The organism is Variovorax sp. 10L421 (assembly GCF_056395365.1).
Window position 1 is genome coordinate 44,903 of the sequence record NZ_JBFTJJ010000017.1, and the last position, 17,947, is coordinate 62,849.

Below are 17,947 nucleotides of genomic sequence, written 5' to 3' on the forward strand. Positions count from 1 at the left end.
GTCCCATCTATTTGCGTTCCGTCAGCGCGACGCGCACGGCCAGGGCAGCGAGCACGCTGCCCATGATGTAGCGCTGCGCGCGCAGCCAGCCCGCGCTTTGCGACAGCACGGCCGTGATGCTCGCGGCGCCGACGATCATCACCGTGTTGACCGCGGCGCTGGCGGTCATCTGCGCGACGCCCAGCTGCATGCTCTGCAGCAGCACCGATCCGCGCTCGGGATGGATGAACTGCGGAAAGAACGAGAGATAGAACATGGCCACCTTCGGGTTCAGCAGGTTCGTCAGAAAGCCCATGCGGAACAGCCTGGCCGGCGGATCGGCCGGCAGCACGCGCGCCTCGAAAGGTGCATTGCCGCCGGGCCTGACCGCCTGCCACGCGAGCCACAGCAGGTAGGCCGCGCCCGCGATGCGGATCGCGTCGAACGCGAGCGGCACGGCCAGCAGCAGCGCGGTGAGCCCGAGCGCAGCCGCGAACAGGTGCGCCAGGAAGGCGATCAGCACGCCGCCCAGCGAGATGAGCCCGGCGCGGCGGCCCTGGATCAGCGTGCGCGAGACGCAATAGATCATGTTCGGCCCCGGCGTGAGCGCCAGCAGCAGCGAGGCGAGGGCGAACAAGGCGATTTCAGGGAGGCTCAGCATGGTCAGAGTCCTTGGGATTCGAGGGTGACGGGGCCGCGCGGCGTGTCGAGCACGGCGATGAGATTGGGCGCTCCGGCAGCGACGGCCATGCCGGTCATGCCGATGGCCGACAGCGCGGCGGAGAGCGCGGGCGCACGCGGATGCACGGCGCGCAGCGAGCGCATCGAAAGACCCGACGCAGGCATGGCATCGGTCGGATGCACCGGCCCCCACTGGATCAGCGTGGGCAGCGCGCCGTAGAACAGCCGCTGGCCGTCGTCGCGCACGGTGATCTGCCACTCGAGCCGGCCGGCGGGCGTGTCGCGCGAGGCTTCGAGCAGATGGCCGCGGTCGATGTGCGCGTGCTCTTCATGCGCGAGCGCACGCGTTGCCGCATGCGCATCGGGCACGCGGGCGACGAAATGGATCAGCCGCGGCCCGTGCCGCGCGAGCCCGGCCTGCAGCGCGGCGTCGTCGAGGTCGAACCAGCGGTGCGTCTTGGGGCGCGAGGGCCGCTTGCCCGGCTCGATCGCGATGATCTCCGCGTAGGCGGCAGGAAAGGCGTCGCTCGCGATGTTCAGCAGGCGGTTGTGCGTGCCCATCAGCGGATGCGAGCCGCCCGGTGCCGGCGTCACGCCGAGCGTCGCTTCGCACCACGCCACGCCCTCGGCGAGCGAGGCGGCGGCAATCACGAGATGGTCGAGCTGCGCGTGCATGGTGCGATGGTTCTCGCCGAGGTTCAGAGCGTGACGTGGCCGTCGATGCAGGTCACGGCATCGCCGCCGACCCAGATCTTTCCCTCGGGGTCGCGCTCGATGTGGACGCGGCCCGCGCGGCCCAGGCACTGGCCTTGCGCGGCGAGGTAGCGCTCGGGCATGTGGCCGTCGGCGATCAGCCATTCGGCCAGGCTCGCGTTGAGGCTGCCGGTGACCGGGTCTTCCTGCACGCCGATGGGTTCGGCGAAGGCGCGCACTTCGAGGTCGATCTTCGCGCCGTCGTCGTAAGCGGCCGCCGGGCGGTTGCCGAAGGCGCGCGCCTCGCGATTCGAGCGGCCGATCAGCGGCGAGGTGTCGAGCGTGGTGGGCACGCCGGCCACACCCGCCTTCACGCCCAGCTCCTTGAGCATGCGGTGATCGGGCGCGAGCGCCAGCACGGCGTCGGCATCGTTGACCAGCAGGCCGAACCAGACCGGGCCGTTGTCGAGCACCTGCGCCGCGATGATCTGCTGCGCCTTCAGGCCCAGCGCGCCGGCCACCTTGGCCAGCAGCGCGGGGCTCGGGGCGCTGCGCCTGAGCGGCGGCGCGGCGAAGGCCAGGCGGCTGTCTTCACGGCGCAGCGGCACGAGGCCGGCGCCGCACTGCTGCACCACGAGGCCCGCGGCCTTCGGCTTGCCGCCGGCCTGCAGCCACGCATGGCAGCTGCCGATGGTCGGGTGGCCGGCGAACGGCAGCTCGCCGCCGGGCGTGAAGATGCGCACGCGGTAGTCGGCGCCCGGGTCGGTGGGCGGCAGCAGGAAGGTGGTCTCGGACAGGTTGGTCCACTGCGCGAAGCGCTGCATCGCGGCGTCGTCGAGGTCCGTGCCGTCGATGACGACGGCGAGCGGATTGCCGCGATAGGCCGTAGCGGTGAAGACGTCGACTTGCTTGAAGGGGCGGGATTTCATTGGAGACTCGGGAGGATCAGATCAATGGGCGATGTCAGTCGGGGAAACACCGTGGATCGGCTTTCCCGGGCCACAGGTGCTGCCCCCTGGAAGGGGGTGGCGAAGCGACACGAAGTGCGCGGAGACCGGGGGTCATTCCAGGCTCAGGTCGAGCACGCCGCGCGTGCCCGGGCGGGAAAGCAGTTCGGCATACCAGCGCTCGACGTTCGGCCACGTCGGCCGGCGGTATTCGGCGGGGGGCAGGCCGAACCAGCGGTGCGCCTCACAGCCGATGGGGATGTCGGCCATGGTGAAGCGCTCGCCGGCCATGTACGGCTGGCGGGCGAGGTGCGCGTCGAGCATTGCGAACAGCGCCTCGCTGGCGCGCACCGAGTCGTCGATGAGCGTCAACTGTCGCTCCGACGGCGGCGTGCGCACCCATTGCACGAAGGCGTCGCGGCTCGCGCGGTTGAGCGTGGTCTGCTGCCAGTCCATCCAGCGCTCGGCGTCGAAGCGCGCGGGCAGCTCGCTCGGGTAGAGGGTGCCGTGCGAATGCTTCGCGCAGAGGTAGCGCACGATCACGTTCGACTCCCACAGCGTCACGCGCTCGGCGCCTTCGCCGTCGTCGATGGTGGGCACCATCGCATTCGGGTTGAGCGCGAGGTATTCGGGCGTCTGCACCACGCCGAACCTGCCGCCGGCCTCGGTGCGCTGGAAGTCGAGCCCGAGTTCCTGTGCGCACCACACCACCTTGCGGACGTTGATCGAACTGATGCGGCCCCAGATGTTGAGCATGGTCGGTTTCTTGGTCAGCGGGGTGAAGGACGGTCGAGGAAGAGCAGGCGCACGGCCAGACCCAGCATCACGGCAGCCAGCAGGCCGCTCTGGAACCGTGCCGCACCGGGGCGGCTGTGCAGCCAGCGGCCGATCTGGCCGCTGCATGCGCCCAGCAGCGTGTTGAAGGCCAGCGCGGCCATCGACAGCAGCACGCCGAGCTGCACCAGCTGCAGCGGCACGCTGCCGCGCGCCGGATCGACGAACTGCGGCAGGAACACCATGAAGAACAGCAGCGCCTTCGGGTTGACGAGGTTGTTCAGCAGCGCCATGCGCACGATGCGCCCGAACCCGGCCGGCTGCGCCTGCGCGCCCATGCGAAGGCCGCCGCCGCTTCGCAGCGCCTGCACTGCCAGCCACACCAGGTACAGCGCGCCCGCATAGCGCAGCACGTCGAACGAGGGCGGCCACGCCGCCACCAGCGCGGTGACGCCTGTGGCGGCGAACAGCGTGTGCACGAGGTCGGCCGCCGAGATGCCGAGGGCCGCCGCAAAGCCGCCGCGCGGACCGTGGGCCACGCCGTGCGAGAGCACGAAGGCCATGTTCGGGCCGGGCGACAGGAACAGCGCCAGTACCGCGAGCAGGAAGAGCGAGAGCGTTGCGAGGCCGATCAAGGGAGGCTCCTGGGTCAGACCTGCGCGGCGGCCAGTTGCCTGTCGCCGAGCAGCACCAGCTCTTCGCGCAGCGTCTGTGCCAGCGCGGCGATGGCGATGTCGATTTCTTCCACGCTGGCCGTCACGAACGACAGGCGCAGCGTGCGCGGATCGCCTTCGCCCGCATAGAACGGCGCGCCGGGCACGAAGGCCACGTTGCGCTCCACCGCCTTGGGCAGCAGCGTGACGGTGTCGACGCCCTCGGGCAGCCGCGCCCACAGGAACATGCCGCCCTTGGGCGCGTTGAACTTCACGTCCAGGCCCTTCATCTCGCGCGTGAGCGCGGCGATCATCGCGTCGCGCTGGCGCTTGTAGAGGGCGCGGATGGTGGGCACGTGGCGGTCGAGGAACTTGTCCTTCATCACGGCAGAGACCATGCGCTGCGTGAAGATCGGCGTGTGCAGGTCGACCGCCTGCTTGGCCTGCAGCAGCTTCGGGTAGATGGACTTCGGCGCCACCAGGAAGCCCAGGCGCAGGCCTGGCGCCAGCACCTTCGAGAACGAGCCCAGGTAGATCACGCCCTCGGGGTTGCGCGCGGCCAGTGGCAGCGGCGGGGCTTCGTCGAACCAGAGTTCGCCGTAGGGGTTGTCCTCGACGATGGGCAGGTTGGCGGCCGTGGCGGCGGCGGACACGGCGGCGCGGCGCTCCTCGGTCATGGTGCGGCCGGTGGGGTTCTGGAAGTTGGGCAGCAGGTAGACGAAGCGTGCGTCCTTGGCCTTGGCCACGAGGTCTTCGACGATCACGCCGTCATCGTCGCTGGCCACGCCCACCGGGTGCGGCTCCATCGGGCCGAAGGCCTGCAGCGCGCCGAGGTAGGTGGGCGTCTCGACCAGCACCTTGCTGCCCGGATCGATCAGCACCTTGGCCACCAGGTCGAGGCCCTGCTGCGAGCCGGTGGTGATGAGCACCTGCGAGGCATCGACGTCCCACGGCAGCATGTCGGCCACGGCCTGGCGCAGCGGCGCGTAGCCTTCGCTGGCGGCGTACTGCAGCGCGGCCTGGCCGTCGTTGTGCAGCACTTCGGCGCAGGCATCGGCAAAGGCCTGGATCGGGAAGGTCTTGGGCGAGGGCAGGCCGCCGGCCAGGCTGATGATGCCGGGGCGCTCGGTGACCTTGAGGATTTCACGCAGCACCGAAGGATTCATCTTGGCGGCGCGGGCGGCGAGTTTCCAGTTCATGGCTTTCTTCTTTCAGGCGGTGAGGTGAGATTCGGATAGGGGGCAGGTGGGCCGGAGGTCAGTCCGGTGGGATGTCGCCACGGTACACGACATGGATTTTGTTGCTGTCCGGGTCGCGCAGGTAGGCGCCGTAATAGCCATGGCCATAGCGTGGGCGGGGGCCCGGCGCGCCCTCGTTGCGGCCGCCGTGGCGCAGGGCCGCCTCGTGGGCGGCATTCACGGCTTCGGCCGAGGCCGCGGAGAACGCGACCATGCTGCCGTTGCCGGCGCTGGCGGGTTCGCCGTCCAGCGGGATGTACACGTAGAAGCGCGGCAGCACCTGCCCCGGCACGACCCAGCAGGCCGCCTCAGGCCCGCCGTCGGGCGTGACCGGGCGGCGCTTCAGGCCGAGCGGGGCGAGCAGCGCGTCGTAGAAGGTGGTGGCGCGCGGCAGGTCGGTGCAGCCGACGGTGATGTGGCTGAACATCGTCAGCTTCTCCCCGGGCCGACGGCGCCTGCGGGCAGCGATGCCGTAGCTGGCGCGGCCTGCGGTTGCGACAGGCGCTTGCCGATGACCACCGTGGCCACCACCGCGATGGCGAAGCCCAGCGTCACCACGTCGAGCGGTTCGCCCAGCAGCGGGATCGACGCGAGGATCGACAGGAAGGGCTGCAGCAGCTGCGTCTGGCTCACGCGCAGCGCGCCGCCCAGGGCGAGGCCGCGGTACCAGGCGAAGAAGCCGATCCACATCGAGAACATGCCGACGTAGACGAAGCCCACCCAGGCCGACACCGCGACGGGCTGCTGCGGCCACAGCGCCAGCGCAGCCGGCAGCGTAAAGGGCAGCGCCATCACGCAGACCCAGCAGATCACGCGCTCGGCGCCCAAAGACGGCGTGACCTGTGCGCCGTAGATGTAGCCGAAGGAGGCGGCGATGACCGCGCCCACCAGCAGCAGGTCGGCCCACTCGAAACCGAAGCCATGGCCACCCTGGCTCGCGCGCAGTACCGAGAACGCCACCACCAGCAGGCTGCCCGCAATGGCGCAGAGCCAGAAGCCGAGCCGCGCGCGCTGGTGCAGCACCCAGGCCGCCACGGCGGCCGTGACCAGCGGCAGCAGCGCCGTCACCACCGCCGCGTGGCTGGCCGTGACCACGCGCAGCGCAAAGGCCAGCAGAAGCGGAAAGCCGATGGCGTTGCCCAGCACGGCCATGCCCAGCGGCTTCCACTGGTGCGCGGCGGGCCTTGGCGCGCGCGTTGCCAGCAGGAAGATGGCCGACAGCACGCCTGCCAGCGCCGCACGGCCGACCGTGACGAACCACGGCGACAGCTGCGGCGCGTCCTGCGAGCCGGTGGCCAGGCGCGTCATGGGCAGGGTGACGGCGAACATCGCGACGCCGATGACGCCGAGCCACATGCCCAGCGTCTCGTCTTTCATGGCGAGCTTCATACGCTCACCATCCACCAGGCGGTGAGCACGAGGACGAGGCCCATCGCGCGGTTGAACCACAGCAGCCGCGAACCCTTGGCAAGCCATTCGCGCAGCAGCGCGCCGACCATCGCATAGGCGAAATTGCTCGTGAAGGCATAGATGAGCATTACCGGCGCCACGATGGCGAAGCGGCCCAGGGCGTCGGGCTGGCCGGCGATCCAGCCCGCCACCAGCGTGAGCGCGAGCAGCCACGCCTTGATGTTCACGAACTGCAGCATCACGCCCTGTCCGAAGCCGACCGACAGGCTCGCCCCGTCGGCCTTGCCGAGCGTGGCGCTGCCGCTGAGCTTGTACGCGAGCCACAGCAGGTAGCCGATGCCCAGCCCCTTGATGGCCAGGCGCAGCGAGGGCATGGCCACCACCAGCGCGCCAATGCCGGCGGCGCACAGCGCCAGCAGCAGGGTCCAGCCCACGGGCACCGCGACCACGAAGCGCATGGCGCGCGGCAGGCCGCCGTTGGCCGCGAGGGCGGTGGAGAGCGTGGTGTTGGGACCGGGCGAGAAGCTCATCGCCGTGGCCAGCACCAGCAGCGCGGTGAATTCTTGCCAGTTCATGACACACACTCTAAACTTGAGACCATTACAGTTCCGGTACAGATGGTCGAACAATCAGGCAATCTGTATTGGTCACTCCTTCGACACAGAAGCCGGCCCGGCCCGGAAAACGCATGCTGACACGCACCTCCACCCAGTCGCTGACGGGGCAGTTGGCCGACCGCCTGGCCGAGCGCATCCGCACCCGCCTGCTGCCGCCCGGCGCCCGCCTGCCCTCGGTGCGCGAATGCGCGCGGCAGCAGGGCGTGAGTCCCTATACCGTCGTCGCCGCCTACGACCAGCTGCTGGCGCAGGGCCTCGTCGAGGCCCGCCGGCAGCGCGGCTTCTATGTGCGGGATTCCGCCCCTGCGCAGGAGGGCCGTCCGCCGAATCCGGCCGCGGCCGCGCCCATGGTCATGCAGATGATGGCCTCGCGCATACCGGCGGATGCGAGCTCGCTGATCCGCAGCATGTTCCACCGCCCGAGCGACAAGCCGCAGCCGGGCATGGGCGTGTTCCCGCCGGACTGGATGGCGTCGACCTTCATGCCCACGGCCGTGCGGCGCATGACCAGTACAGCCGCCCTGCAGGAGCTGTCGCTCCAGTACGGCGAGCCGGCCGGCGACATGAGCCTGCGGCGCAGCCTCTCGCAGAAGCTGGTGGGCATCAACGTGCCGGCGTCGCCCGAGCAGATCGTGACCACCATCGGCGCCACGCATGCGCTGGACATCGTGAGCCGCACGCTGTTGCGCGCAGGCGATCCGGTGATGGTCGAGGAGCCGGGCTGGGCGCTGGAGTTCGCGCGGCTGGAGGCGCTGGGCATGCGCATCCTGCCGGTGCCGCGGCGCGCCGATGGGCCCGACCTGGAGGTGATGGCGCAGTACTGCAGGCTGCACAGCCCCAAGCTCTTCGTCAGCGTGAGCGTGCTGCACAACCCGACCGGCTACAGCCTCACGCCGGGCAGCGCGCACCGCGTGCTCAAGCTGGCGAACGAGCACGACTTCCACATCGTCGAGGACGACACCTACAGCCACCTCGCGCCCGAGCACGCCACCCGGCTCAGCGCGCTCGACGGGCTGCAGCGCACCATCTACGTGAGCGGCTTCGCGAAGATCCTGGCACCCAACTGGCGCATCGGCTTCCTGGCCGCGCCGCCAGCGCTGAAGGAACGGCTGCTCGAAACCAAGCTGCTGGCCACGCTGACCTCGCCCACGCTGTTCGAGCGGGCCTTGTCGTGGTGCATCGACCAGGGGCAGCTGCGCCGGCATTCGGAGCGCGTGCGTATCCGCCTCGACGGTGCACGGGGACGGGCGGTGAAGCTGGCCATGTCGCATGGCTGCACTTTCGCCTCGGAGCCAGCGGGGCTGTTCGGCTGGGTCGATACGGGCGTGGACACCGACGCGCTCACCCAGCGCATGCTCGACCAGGGCTACCTGTTGGCGCCGGGCTCGCTGTTCCACGCGCGCCGCCCGCCGAGCACCATGATGCGGATCAACTTCGCGACCTCGCAGGACGCGGCCTTCTGGAAGGTCTTCAGCAAGGTCCGAAGCGAACTCTGACGGTGCCGAAAGGCCGAAAAAGGCCGGGGGCTTGGAGTAAGCTGGCAACACAAGAAAACCATCCCAGGAGACCTCCGCATGAGCAACGCCAGCAAGCCCTTCGACTTCAGCCAGTTCGTTCCCGGATTCGACTTCTTGAAGAACCTCGCCGGCGGCGCCGCGGCGGGCTCGGGCGCCGGCTCGGTGCCGGGGATGCCGAGCCTTGCGAGCTGGGTGGCGCCCACGCTGAGCGTGGAAGAGGTCGACAAGCGCATCCAGGAACTCAAGACCGTGCAGTACTGGCTCGAACAGAACGGCCATGCCCTCAAGGCCACCATCCAGGCGCTCGAAGTGCAGAAGATGACCTTGTCGACGCTGCGCGGCATGAATGTGCGGATGGAAGACATCGCCAACGCGTTCACCAAGCAGGCAGCCGCGATGGCACCAGCGGCATCCCCCGAGCCCGAACCCGACCCCGAACCCGAGGAGGTCGAAGACGCGGACGAGATGCCCGAGGAGCAAGCTCCGGCGCCGAAGAAGCCGCGCAGCAGGCCTGCTGCGGCCAAGGCGAATGCCGGCTCGCCCGACGGCCCCGGCGTGGTCGACCCCATGCAGTGGTGGGGCTCGCTCACCGAGCAGTTCCAGCAGATCGCAAGCTCGGCGCTGCAGGACGCGGCGCAGCTGAAGGTGCCGGCCATGGCCCAGCCGTTGGCCGACGCGGTCGACACGGTCATGGGCAAGCCCGCTGCGGCTGCCCGCAAGCCCGTAGCAGCCAAGAAGACTGCAGCACCGGCCGCAAAGAAAAGGCCGTCGACCGCCGCCCGCAAGCGAACCTCCGGCCGGCGTTGACGTCATACACATTCATTCGTTGAAGAGAACGGGTTGGCACGCACCATGAAGTTGTTTCCCTCCGGCCACGCCACCCATCCGCAATGGCGTATGGCGGCCGGCCTCGTGCTGGCCCAGCTGCGCGCACAGATGGCCTTGCCCGACTACGCGTCTTCGCCGACGCTCGGGCTGCTCTACATCACCGACCACTATGCGAGCGAGGCGCAGGACATCCTCGATCACCTGAGCGCGGAGCTGCCCGAAGTGACCGACTGGTCGGGCACGGTCGGCGTCGGCGTGTCGGCCAACAATGCCGAGTATTTCGACGAGCCCGGGCTGAGCCTGATGCTCTGTGCCCTGCCCAGCGACCAATACCGCGTGTTCTCGGGCGTGGCGCCGCTGGGCAACTCCGAGATGAGCGGCTTCGAGGCCCACACGGCGCTGGTGCATGCCGATCCGGCCACCCCCGACCTTGCCGAGCTGATCGCCGAGATGGCGGGGCGCACGAACACGGGCTACCTGTTCGGCGGCTTGTCTTCGGGGCGTGGCAGCGCGCTGCAGTTCGCGGTCGGCGGCAACGGCAACATCCGCGGGCACGGGGCGGCGGGCGGGGTGTTCTCGGGCGGCCTGTCAGGCGTGGTTTTCGGCGAGGGCGTGCGGCTGGTGTCGCGCGTCACGCAGGGCTGCCAGCCGCTGCGATCGGGGGCGGCGCGCGAGCGCGAGATCACCGAGGCCGACGGCAACCTGCTGCTGAAGCTCGACGGCGAGCCGGCGCTCGACGTGCTGCTGGCCGACCTTCAGGTGTCGCTCGAGCGGCCGCAGGAGGCCATCGACGCCGTGCGTAACACGCTGGTCGGCCTGGCCGATGCGGGCAGCGACGGCATCCGCCGCACCGGCGACCTGGGTGCCGACGTGCTGGTGCGCCACATCATCGGGCTGGACCCGACGCGCCGCGGCATCGCGATCGCCGACGTGGCCGAGGCCGGCATGCGGCTGAGCTTCTGCCGCCGCAATGCGCAGGCCGCGCGTGCCGACCTGATGCGCATCTGCGCCGAAATCCGCGAGGAACTGGAGCCCGAAGAGCAGACGCTGGCCACCGCGCGCGCCGTGGCGGCGGGCGAGGCCGAGGCGGCGCCGCATCCGGCGCGGCGCATCGCGGGCGCGGTGTACGTCAGCTGTTCCGGGCGCGGCGGTCCGCACTTCGGTGCGCCGGGGGCGGAACTGCAGATCGTGCGGCACGCGCTGGGCGACGTGCCGCTGGTGGGTTTCTTCGCGGCGGGCGAGATCGCCCGCCACCATCTGTATGGCTACACCGGCGTGCTGACGGTGTTCGCCAGCAACGACTGACGGCGATCAGGCCGGCTGCAGCGCGCGCGGCGCGGGCGCGGGCATGCCGGTGAACACGAAATCGACCTCCGGCGCCAGCCCGCTCACGATGCGCGCGATCGACTTGCCCGAGCCGCAGGCGTGCGTCCAGCCGAGCGTGCCGTGGCCGGTGTTGAGGAACAGATTCGGGAGCTTCGTCTTGCCGATCAGCGGCACGTTGCTCGGCGTCGCGGGACGCAGGCCGGTCCAGAACTGCGCCTGTGTGGTATCCCCGGCGCCCGGGAACAGCTCTTCCACGCGGCGCACGATGGCTTCGCAGCGAACCCGGTTCAGGTCGCGGTCGTAGCCATTGAGCTCGGCAGTGCCGGCGATGCGCAGGCGGTCGCCCGACTCGGATGTGTAGCGCGAGAACACGAGCTTGAATTCGTCGTCCGTCAGCGAGACCTGGTGCGCCTTCGAGGCGTCCTTCACGGGCAGCGTCACCGAATAGCCCTTGGCCGGGTAGATCGGCAGGCGGATGCCCAGCGGCGCGGCATACAGCGGGCTCAGCGAACCCATCGCCAGCACGAAGGCGTCGCCGCGGATGCGCTGGAAGCGGCCTTCGCTGTCGGTGGCCTCGACGTGGTCGATGCTGCCGCCGGCCTCGCGCAGCGCGGTCACGGTGTGGCTCATCAGGAACCTGACGCCCGCTGCCGTGGCCAGGCCCACCAGTTCGCGCGCGAAGCGGTTGGCGTCACCTGACTCGTCCTCGGCCGTGTAGGTGGCGCCGGCCAGCTTGGGCCGGATGTGGGCGAGGGCGGGCTCGATCTTCACGGCTTCGTCGGCCGAGATGACCTGGCGCTCGCAGCCCAGGGCGCGCATCTGCTCGGCGGGCGCGAGGGCGCCGTCGAACTCTTTCTGCGTCGTGTAGAAGTGCAGGATGCCCTGCGTGCGCTGGTCGTAGTTCAGGCCGGTGTCGCGGCGCAACTGTTGCAACATCGAGCGGCTGTATGTACCAAGACGCACGATCTGCTCGATGTTGTGGCGGGTGCGCGCCGGCGTGCATTCGCGCAGGAACTGCAGGCCCCAGAGCCACTGGCGCATGTCGGCGCGGATGCGGAAGAGCAGCGGGGCGTCTTCCTTGCCCAGCCACTGCAGCACCTTCAGCGGCGCGCTGGGATTGGCCCAGGGTTCGGCATGGCTGACCGAGATCTGCCCGCCGTTGGCGAAGCTGGTTTCGGCGGCCGGGGTGGCCTGCCGGTCGATCACGGTCACTTCGTGGCCGAGTTGCTGGAGGTAGTAAGCCGAGGTCACGCCGAGCAGGCCGGCGCCAAGAACGATCACGCGCATTTCAAGTACCTTTGAGGTTGCAGCGCTTGAACGGCGGGCGTGGTGTGCTATTGAATCAATAGCGAGCAACCGGACGACCGCCGTCCAAGTTGCCGCTCCCCCTGTCCTTGGTACCTGAGAGATTCACCCGCTGCGCCCGCAGGGGGTTTGCTCCTTCGGTGCGCCACATGGCGTGGCGGCTCTCCAGACGGCGTTTCAGTTGGTGCAGTACAGACCCCTTGTTCGGGCCGACCTGAGCGTTTATGGGAGTTTGCGCCTTCGGTAGGGCCACCTGGGTGGCCCGCTCTCCTGCAGTGGGGGGATTGTAGGCGGGGCTTGCGCGACTGCCAATCTCGCGGGTTCTGCGTTTCGGCCCAATGGGATAATCATTGGTTGATTTGCCGCAGGGCGATCGTTCCACAACAACAGGGGACCCCATGATCCTGGTAACCGGCGGCGCCGGCTTCATCGGCGCCAATTTCGTACTCGACTGGATCGCCAACAGCGACGAGCCGGTCGTGAACCTCGACAAGCTGACCTACGCAGGCAATCTCGAGACGCTCGCATCGCTCAAGGACAACCCGAAGCACGTCTTCGTGCAGGGCGACATCGGCGACAGCGCGCTGCTCGACCGCCTGCTGGCCGAACACAAGCCTCGCGCCGTGGTGAACTTTGCGGCCGAATCGCATGTGGACCGTTCCATCCACGGCCCTGAAGACTTCGTGCAGACCAATGTCCTCGGCACCTTCCGCCTGCTCGAATCCGTACGCGGCTTCTGGAGCGCACTGCCGGCCGAGCAGAAAGCCGCCTTCCGCTTCCTGCACGTGTCGACCGACGAGGTCTACGGCTCGCTCTCCAAGACCGATCCGGCCTTCACCGAAGAAAACAAGTACGAGCCCAACAGCCCGTATTCGGCCAGCAAGGCCGCCAGCGATCACCTCGTGCGCGCCTGGCACCACACCTACGGCCTGCCGGTGGTCACCACCAACTGCTCGAACAACTACGGCCCGTTCCATTTTCCCGAGAAGCTGATCCCGCTGATGATCGTCAACGCGCTGGCCGGCAAGAGCCTGCCCGTGTACGGCGACGGCATGCAGGTACGCGACTGGCTCTACGTGAAGGATCACTGCAGCGCCATCCGCCGCGTGCTCGAGGCCGGCAAGCTGGGCGAGACCTACAACGTCGGCGGCTGGAACGAGAAGCCCAACATCGAGATCGTCAACACCGTGTGTGCGCTGCTCGACGAGCTGCGCCCGCGCGCGGACGGCAAGCCGTACAAGGAGCAGATCACCTACGTCACCGACCGCCCGGGCCATGACCGCCGCTACGCCATAGACGCGCGCAAGCTGGAACGCGAACTCGGCTGGAAGCCCGCCGAAACCTTCGACACCGGCATCCGCAAGACCGTGGAGTGGTACCTCGCGAACAGCGAATGGGTGCGCAACGTGCAAAGCGGCGCCTACCGCGAGTGGGTCGAAAAGCAGTACGACGCGAAGGCCGCGGCATGAAGTTGCTGCTGCTTGGCAAGGGCGGGCAGGTCGGCTGGGAACTGCAGCGCAGCCTTGCGCCGCTGGGTGAGCTGGTCGCGCTCGATTTCGACAGCACCGATTTCAACGCTGACTTCAGCCGCTCCGAGCAACTGGCCGAGACGGTGCTGAAGGTTCGCCCCGACGTGATCGTCAATGCCGCGGCGCACACGGCGGTCGACAAGGCCGAGAGCGAGCCCGATTTCGCACGCAAGCTCAACGCCACTTCGCCGGGTGTCGTGGCCGAGGCGGCCCGGCAGATCGGGGCGCTGATGGTGCACTACTCGACCGACTACGTCTTCGACGGCAGCGGCACCAAGCCCTGGAAAGAAGGCGACGCGACCGGCCCGCTCAGCGTGTACGGACAGACCAAGCTCGAAGGCGAGCAACTGGTGGCGCAGAACTGCCCAAACCATCTGATCTTTCGCACGAGCTGGGTGTACGCGGCGCGCGGCGGCAACTTCGCCAAGACCATGTTGCGGCTGGCGAAGGAGCGCGAGAAGCTGACCGTCATCGACGACCAGTTCGGTGCGCCGACCGGGGCCGAGCTGTTGGCCGACGTGACGGCGCATGCCATTCGAGCCACGCTGCAGGATCCGGCGAAGGCGGGTCTCTATCACGCGATTGCCGGTGGCGAGACGACGTGGCACGGCTACGCGCGTTTCGTGCTCGAACTGGCGCAGCAAGCCGGCGTCGAACTCAAGGCCGGCCCGCAGGCTGTCGAGGCGGTGCCCACCAGCGCCTTCCCGACTCCGGCGAAGCGCCCGCACAACTCCCGGCTCGACACCACCAAGCTGCAGGCCACTTTCGGCTTGCGCCTGCCGCCCTGGCAGGAAGGCGTCGCGCGCATGCTGCGCGAAATCCTTTGAATCTTCACGAGAAAAAGTACATGACCAAGACGACGCAACGCAAAGGCATCATCCTGGCCGGTGGTTCGGGCACTCGCCTGCATCCGGCCACACTGGCCATGAGCAAGCAGCTCCTGCCGGTGTACGACAAGCCGATGATCTACTACCCCCTGAGCACGCTGATGCTCGGTGGTATGCGCGACATCCTGATCATCAGCACGCCGCAGGACACGCCGCGGTTCCAGCAGTTGCTGGGGGATGGGAGCCAGTGGGGGATCAATCTGCAGTATGCGGTGCAGCCCAGTCCTGACGGATTGGCGCAGGCGTTCATCATCGGGGACGAGTTCCTGGGCAATTCGCCCAGTGCGTTGGTGCTCGGCGACAACATCTTCTATGGGCACGACCTTGTGCATCTGCTGGCCGACGCCGACGCGAAGACGTCGGGTGCCACGGTATTCGCGTATCACGTGCAAGACCCCGAGCGTTATGGCGTGGTGGCCTTCGATGGCAAAGGCAAGGCCAGCAGCATCGAGGAAAAGCCGCTAAAGCCCAAGAGCAGCTATGCGGTGACGGGGCTCTACTTCTATGACAACAAGGTCGTAGACATTGCCAAGGCCGTGGAGCCCAGTGCGCGCGGCGAACTGGAGATCACGGCCGTCAACCAGGCTTACCTCGATCTCGATCAGTTGAACGTTCAGATCATGCAGCGCGGTTATGCGTGGCTTGATACCGGTACGCACGACAGCCTGCTGGAAGCTGGGCAATTCATTGCGACTCTGGAGCATCGCCAGGGGCTGAAGATTGCTTGTCCGGAGGAGATTGCGTGGCGCAACCGGTTCATTTCGACGGAGCAGCTCGAGAAGCTGGCCGCGCCGCTGGAGAAGAGCGGCTACGGAAAGTATCTGAAGCACCTTCTGAATGAGGAGATTCGCTCGTGAAGGCGACACCTACGGCGATTCCTGATGTGCTGGTAATCGAGCCCAAGGTGTTCGGGGACGCTCGGGGGTTTTTCTTCGAGAGCTTCAACCAGAATGCGTTCGATGCGACGCTTGGCAAGCACGTCGATTTCGTTCAGGACAATCACTCGCGCTCGGTGAAAGGAGTGTTGCGAGGATTGCACTATCAGGTGCAACAACCGCAGGGGAAACTGGTCCGCGTCGTGCGCGGCGCAGTGTTCGATGTGGCTGTGGACATACGCAAGACATCGCCGACATTCGGAAAATGGGTTGGTGTCGAGTTAAGCGAGTCGAATCACAAACAGTTGTGGGTACCCGCAGGCTTCGCTCATGGTTTTCTCGTACTGAGCGACATCGCGGAGTTTGTCTACAAGACAACCGACTACTACGCGCCCGCATATGAGCGAGCAATCAAGTGGAACGACGCGGATCTGGGGATTGCATGGCCCGCTACAGGGGGTGAGCCTCAGTTGTCGGAAAAGGACAAGGCAGGCTCGGACTTTGTCCACGCCCAGATTTTTACTTGATCTGGTGATTACTGTCTTGCTTGGCTGCGAGAAGCATCCGCGCCAGCGTTTCTTCAAGCGTCGGCGCTCCTAGCGCGACGTCGTGCTCCGCCAGCAAGGCATGGAGTTTGGCCGGATCGCCGCACAGTCGGTGCACTTCGTTTGCTCTGACGAAAGCGGGGCTGACTTCGATGCGGGGACTGTGCGAGGTCATCCGTGAAAGTACATCGATGACTAGGCGCAACGCGTAGGGCCTGCCCGAACAGATGTTGTAGGCCTCGCCAGCTGTGCCATGCGCGAGCAGCAGTAAGTACGCATCGCAAACCGTCTGTACATCATTGAACTCGCGTTCCACATCAAGGTTGCCAAGCGCAATCGAGGGCGCGCGATGGGCGAAGTGCATCGCTAGCTTGGGGATGAGGAAATTGACGTCTTGTCCCGGCCCTGTGTAGTTGAACGGACGCGTGATCACCAAATTCAACCGGTCGCTGTATGTTCTTGCCATGTATTCCATCGCAAGCTTGCTCATGCCGTAGTGGTTGACAGGTGCCGGCGGCTGTAACTCGTCGATGGGTGAGTTGGTCGTGTTTCCGTAGATGTTGGCGCTACTGGCCAAGAGAACGCGCTTCGGTCGAACTGGAAGCGCCACCAGCGCGTCCAAAAGGTTTGTAGTCCCAACTACATTGACGGCGTAAAACGCCGCATCGTTGGCGTGCCCCGCAAAACTGATTGCGGCCAGGTGCACGACAGCTTCCGGCGCGACCTCCCGTATTTCCTTGCGAAGCGCCTCATAGTCGGTGAGGTCGGCCTGAAGTTCGTGGATTGTGTGGTCCGCTGAAACAGCGCGCTCGGCGAACAATCGGCCGGTAAACCCTTTGGCGCCGGTGAGCAGAATCCTCAAAATGAAAAGCCCTGCTTGTTGCGTCGAATGTCGGCCTCCACCATCATCTGGCAGAGCCCTTCCAGCGTGGTGGTGGGTTCCCAGCCAAGCTTGGCCTTGGCCTTGGCAGGATTGCCGATCAACAGTTCGACTTCGGCGGGGCGATAGAACTTCGGGTTGATGCGCATCACCGTTTTGCCATTGGCCGTGTCGATCGCGGACTCTGTTTCGCCCGCGCCCTTGAACTCAATGCCAATGCCTGCAGCCTTGAATGCCATCAAGACGAAATCTCGCACCGTTTCCGTACGATTGGTGGCAAGCACATAGCTGTCGGGTTCGTCGGCCTGCAGCATGCGCCACATGCCCTCAACATACTCCTTCGCATAGCCCCAGTCGCGCTTGGCATCGAGGTTCCCGAGTTCCAGTACGTCGAGCTTGCCGAGCTTGATCTTCGCGACGCTATCGGTGATCTTGCGCGTCACGAATTCGCGGCCGCGCAGCGGGCTTTCATGATTGAAGAGGATGCCGCTGCAGCCGAAGATGCCGTAACTTTCCTGGTAGTTGATCGTCATCCAGTGCGCAAACAGCTTTGCGACGCCGTAGGGGCTGCGCGGATAGAACGGCGTGCTCTCGATCTGGGGAATGGCTTGCACCTTGCCGAACATCTCTGAGGTGGATGCTTGGTAGAAGCGGATCTTCGTGTTGGTGAGGCGAATCGCTTCGAGCAGATGCAGGGCGCCCATGGCGGTGATCTGGGCCGTCGCTTCAGGCTGGTTGAAGCTCACGCCGACAAAACTCTGGGCAGCTAGGTTGTAGACCTCGTCGGGCTGTGCTTCTTTGATGAGCGTCAGGGAGCTGCCAAGATCGGTCAAGTCGTACTCGATCAGATGTAGATCCGGATTGTCTTGGATGCCGAGTTCTTCGATGCGCCAGAAATTGACTGAACTGGTCCGGCGGTAGGTTCCGTAGACGACATAGCCTTTGCTGAGCAGCAGCTCCGCAAGGTAGGCACCGTCCTGGCCTGTGATGCCCGTTACTACTGCACGCTTTTTCATTGAAACTCCTTCTAGATCTGGTCGACGACGTAGCGGGGGACTGCTTCGGATCCTCGCCTTGCGTAAACCGTCAATTTTGCCCGAAAACGAATGTGTGTCTGAATGTCGCCGAGGAGGGGACTCTCCCGCCCTATAAAATGGATCGGCGACCTTCGTTCTGTTTTGTGGGCTGATCGCGCCCCATCTGCGTCTTTGCAGCACGAGAGCTTTTTTGGGAGCGGCGATGGTTCAATCCTTCCAACGCCCG

General features: G+C 66.8%; 19 protein-coding genes and 2 riboswitches. Of the genes, 7 read left to right on the forward strand and 12 right to left on the reverse strand.

Annotation, left to right across the window (positions count from 1 at the left end; genetic code table 11):
- Nucleotides 1–7: 7 nt before the first annotated feature.
- The 9 genes from AC1DFC_RS20730 to AC1DFC_RS20770 form a co-directional block, all read right to left on the reverse strand.
- The gene (locus AC1DFC_RS20730; RefSeq protein WP_007838930.1) at nucleotides 8–640 is read right to left on the reverse strand and encodes a LysE family translocator; all 633 of its coding nucleotides are present in this window, start codon (nucleotides 638–640) and stop codon (nucleotides 8–10) included.
- A 2-nt stretch (nucleotides 641–642) separates the two neighbouring features.
- Nucleotides 643–1,335, reverse strand: coding sequence for a VOC family protein (locus AC1DFC_RS20735; protein WP_478179896.1), 693 nt, complete (start codon nucleotides 1,333–1,335; stop codon nucleotides 643–645).
- Nucleotides 1,336–1,358: 23 nt separating this feature from the next.
- The gene (locus AC1DFC_RS20740) at nucleotides 1,359–2,282 is read right to left on the reverse strand and encodes a PhzF family phenazine biosynthesis protein (protein ID WP_478179897.1); all 924 of its coding nucleotides are present in this window, start codon (nucleotides 2,280–2,282) and stop codon (nucleotides 1,359–1,361) included.
- 132 nt (nucleotides 2,283–2,414) lie between these two features.
- Nucleotides 2,415–3,056, reverse strand: a complete 642-nt coding sequence (locus AC1DFC_RS20745; RefSeq protein WP_007838937.1) for a glutathione S-transferase family protein — start codon at nucleotides 3,054–3,056, stop codon at nucleotides 2,415–2,417.
- Nucleotides 3,057–3,070: 14 nt separating this feature from the next.
- Nucleotides 3,071–3,709: a LysE family translocator gene (locus tag AC1DFC_RS20750; protein ID WP_413335045.1), complete on the reverse strand. Its 639-nt coding sequence runs from the start codon at nucleotides 3,707–3,709 to the stop codon at nucleotides 3,071–3,073.
- A gap of 14 nt (nucleotides 3,710–3,723) precedes the next feature.
- Nucleotides 3,724–4,926, reverse strand: coding sequence for an aminotransferase-like domain-containing protein (locus AC1DFC_RS20755; protein ID WP_007838940.1), 1,203 nt, complete (start codon nucleotides 4,924–4,926; stop codon nucleotides 3,724–3,726).
- Between the two features lie 58 nt (nucleotides 4,927–4,984).
- On the reverse strand, nucleotides 4,985–5,392 hold the full coding sequence (locus AC1DFC_RS20760) for a VOC family protein (protein ID WP_478179898.1): 408 nt from the start codon (nucleotides 5,390–5,392) through the stop codon (nucleotides 4,985–4,987).
- A gap of 2 nt (nucleotides 5,393–5,394) precedes the next feature.
- Complete coding sequence (locus tag AC1DFC_RS20765) at nucleotides 5,395–6,342, reverse strand: DMT family transporter (protein WP_478179899.1); 948 nt, start codon at nucleotides 6,340–6,342, stop codon at nucleotides 5,395–5,397.
- An 8-nt stretch (nucleotides 6,343–6,350) separates the two neighbouring features.
- Nucleotides 6,351–6,950, reverse strand: a complete 600-nt coding sequence (locus AC1DFC_RS20770; RefSeq protein WP_413315846.1) for a LysE family translocator — start codon at nucleotides 6,948–6,950, stop codon at nucleotides 6,351–6,353.
- A 113-nt stretch (nucleotides 6,951–7,063) separates the two neighbouring features.
- Between AC1DFC_RS20770 and AC1DFC_RS20775 the strand changes: the two genes are divergently transcribed.
- The 3 genes from AC1DFC_RS20775 (at nucleotide 7,064) to AC1DFC_RS20785 (ending at nucleotide 10,642) form a co-directional block, all read left to right on the forward strand.
- Nucleotides 7,064–8,488: an aminotransferase-like domain-containing protein gene (locus tag AC1DFC_RS20775; RefSeq protein WP_413335051.1), complete on the forward strand. Its 1,425-nt coding sequence runs from the start codon at nucleotides 7,064–7,066 to the stop codon at nucleotides 8,486–8,488.
- A 78-nt stretch (nucleotides 8,489–8,566) separates the two neighbouring features.
- Entirely contained in the window at nucleotides 8,567–9,316 is a 750-nt protein-coding gene (locus AC1DFC_RS20780; protein WP_478179900.1) for a PhaM family polyhydroxyalkanoate granule multifunctional regulatory protein, read from the forward strand.
- Between the two features lie 45 nt (nucleotides 9,317–9,361).
- Complete coding sequence (locus AC1DFC_RS20785) at nucleotides 9,362–10,642, forward strand: FIST signal transduction protein (RefSeq protein ID WP_007838952.1); 1,281 nt, start codon at nucleotides 9,362–9,364, stop codon at nucleotides 10,640–10,642.
- A gap of 6 nt (nucleotides 10,643–10,648) precedes the next feature.
- Here AC1DFC_RS20785 and AC1DFC_RS20790 read toward each other — a convergent pair whose 3' ends face one another.
- Entirely contained in the window at nucleotides 10,649–11,950 is a 1,302-nt protein-coding gene (locus AC1DFC_RS20790) for a D-amino acid dehydrogenase (RefSeq protein ID WP_007838953.1), read from the reverse strand.
- Between the two features lie 91 nt (nucleotides 11,951–12,041).
- Nucleotides 12,042–12,147: riboswitch (glycine riboswitch) on the reverse strand.
- Between the two features lie 7 nt (nucleotides 12,148–12,154).
- Nucleotides 12,155–12,251: riboswitch (glycine riboswitch) on the reverse strand.
- A 115-nt stretch (nucleotides 12,252–12,366) separates the two neighbouring features.
- Here AC1DFC_RS20790 and rfbB point away from each other — a divergent pair.
- Genes rfbB through rfbC form a run of 4 tightly spaced genes read left to right on the forward strand, consistent with a single transcriptional unit; the run spans nucleotide 12,367 to nucleotide 15,786 of the window.
- On the forward strand, nucleotides 12,367–13,437 hold the full coding sequence (rfbB, locus tag AC1DFC_RS20795) for a dTDP-glucose 4,6-dehydratase (RefSeq protein WP_007838954.1): 1,071 nt from the start codon (nucleotides 12,367–12,369) through the stop codon (nucleotides 13,435–13,437).
- Complete coding sequence (gene rfbD, locus AC1DFC_RS20800) at nucleotides 13,434–14,324, forward strand: dTDP-4-dehydrorhamnose reductase (protein WP_478179901.1); 891 nt, start codon at nucleotides 13,434–13,436, stop codon at nucleotides 14,322–14,324. The genes rfbB and rfbD overlap by 4 nt, the downstream gene beginning before the upstream one ends.
- A 20-nt stretch (nucleotides 14,325–14,344) precedes the next feature.
- On the forward strand, nucleotides 14,345–15,241 hold the full coding sequence (gene rfbA / locus AC1DFC_RS20805; RefSeq protein ID WP_478179902.1) for a glucose-1-phosphate thymidylyltransferase RfbA: 897 nt from the start codon (nucleotides 14,345–14,347) through the stop codon (nucleotides 15,239–15,241).
- Nucleotides 15,238–15,786: a dTDP-4-dehydrorhamnose 3,5-epimerase gene (rfbC, locus tag AC1DFC_RS20810; protein ID WP_478179903.1), complete on the forward strand. Its 549-nt coding sequence runs from the start codon at nucleotides 15,238–15,240 to the stop codon at nucleotides 15,784–15,786. Before rfbA ends, rfbC begins: the two co-directional genes overlap by 4 nt.
- Here rfbC and AC1DFC_RS20815 read toward each other — a convergent pair.
- Both AC1DFC_RS20815 and gmd read right to left on the reverse strand, forming a co-directional pair.
- Entirely contained in the window at nucleotides 15,779–16,666 is an 888-nt protein-coding gene (locus tag AC1DFC_RS20815; protein ID WP_478179904.1) for an NAD-dependent epimerase/dehydratase family protein, read from the reverse strand. The two genes, rfbC and AC1DFC_RS20815, sit on opposite strands and share 8 nt — an antisense overlap.
- Entirely contained in the window at nucleotides 16,663–17,700 is a 1,038-nt protein-coding gene (gmd, locus tag AC1DFC_RS20820) for a GDP-mannose 4,6-dehydratase (protein WP_478179905.1), read from the reverse strand. The genes AC1DFC_RS20815 and gmd overlap by 4 nt, the downstream gene beginning before the upstream one ends.
- Between the last annotated feature and the right edge of the window lie 247 nt (nucleotides 17,701–17,947).

What these genes read in the sequence shown, in the direction of transcription:
- AC1DFC_RS20785 (WP_007838952.1), top strand. Translation starts at nt 9,362, where the DNA reads ATGAAGTTGTTTCCCTCCGGCCACGCCACCCATCCGCAATGGCGTATG.
- rfbB (WP_007838954.1), top strand. Translation starts at nt 12,367, where the DNA reads ATGATCCTGGTAACCGGCGGCGCCGGCTTCATCGGCGCCAATTTCGTA.
- AC1DFC_RS20745 (WP_007838937.1), bottom strand. Translation starts at nt 3,056, where the DNA reads ATGCTCAACATCTGGGGCCGCATCAGTTCGATCAACGTCCGCAAGGTG.
- AC1DFC_RS20740 (WP_478179897.1), bottom strand. Translation starts at nt 2,282, where the DNA reads ATGAAATCCCGCCCCTTCAAGCAAGTCGACGTCTTCACCGCTACGGCC.
- AC1DFC_RS20735 (WP_478179896.1), bottom strand. Translation starts at nt 1,335, where the DNA reads ATGCACGCGCAGCTCGACCATCTCGTGATTGCCGCCGCCTCGCTCGCC.
- AC1DFC_RS20755 (WP_007838940.1), bottom strand. Translation starts at nt 4,926, where the DNA reads ATGAACTGGAAACTCGCCGCCCGCGCCGCCAAGATGAATCCTTCGGTG.
- AC1DFC_RS20775 (WP_413335051.1), top strand. Translation starts at nt 7,064, where the DNA reads ATGCTGACACGCACCTCCACCCAGTCGCTGACGGGGCAGTTGGCCGAC.
- AC1DFC_RS20780 (WP_478179900.1), top strand. Translation starts at nt 8,567, where the DNA reads ATGAGCAACGCCAGCAAGCCCTTCGACTTCAGCCAGTTCGTTCCCGGA.
- AC1DFC_RS20760 (WP_478179898.1), bottom strand. Translation starts at nt 5,392, where the DNA reads ATGTTCAGCCACATCACCGTCGGCTGCACCGACCTGCCGCGCGCCACC.
- AC1DFC_RS20765 (WP_478179899.1), bottom strand. Translation starts at nt 6,342, where the DNA reads ATGAAAGACGAGACGCTGGGCATGTGGCTCGGCGTCATCGGCGTCGCG.
- AC1DFC_RS20770 (WP_413315846.1), bottom strand. Translation starts at nt 6,950, where the DNA reads ATGAACTGGCAAGAATTCACCGCGCTGCTGGTGCTGGCCACGGCGATG.
- AC1DFC_RS20730 (WP_007838930.1), bottom strand. Translation starts at nt 640, where the DNA reads ATGCTGAGCCTCCCTGAAATCGCCTTGTTCGCCCTCGCCTCGCTGCTG.
- rfbD (WP_478179901.1), top strand. Translation starts at nt 13,434, where the DNA reads ATGAAGTTGCTGCTGCTTGGCAAGGGCGGGCAGGTCGGCTGGGAACTG.
- rfbA (WP_478179902.1), top strand. Translation starts at nt 14,345, where the DNA reads ATGACCAAGACGACGCAACGCAAAGGCATCATCCTGGCCGGTGGTTCG.
- AC1DFC_RS20790 (WP_007838953.1), bottom strand. Translation starts at nt 11,950, where the DNA reads ATGCGCGTGATCGTTCTTGGCGCCGGCCTGCTCGGCGTGACCTCGGCT.
- gmd (WP_478179905.1), bottom strand. Translation starts at nt 17,700, where the DNA reads ATGAAAAAGCGTGCAGTAGTAACGGGCATCACAGGCCAGGACGGTGCC.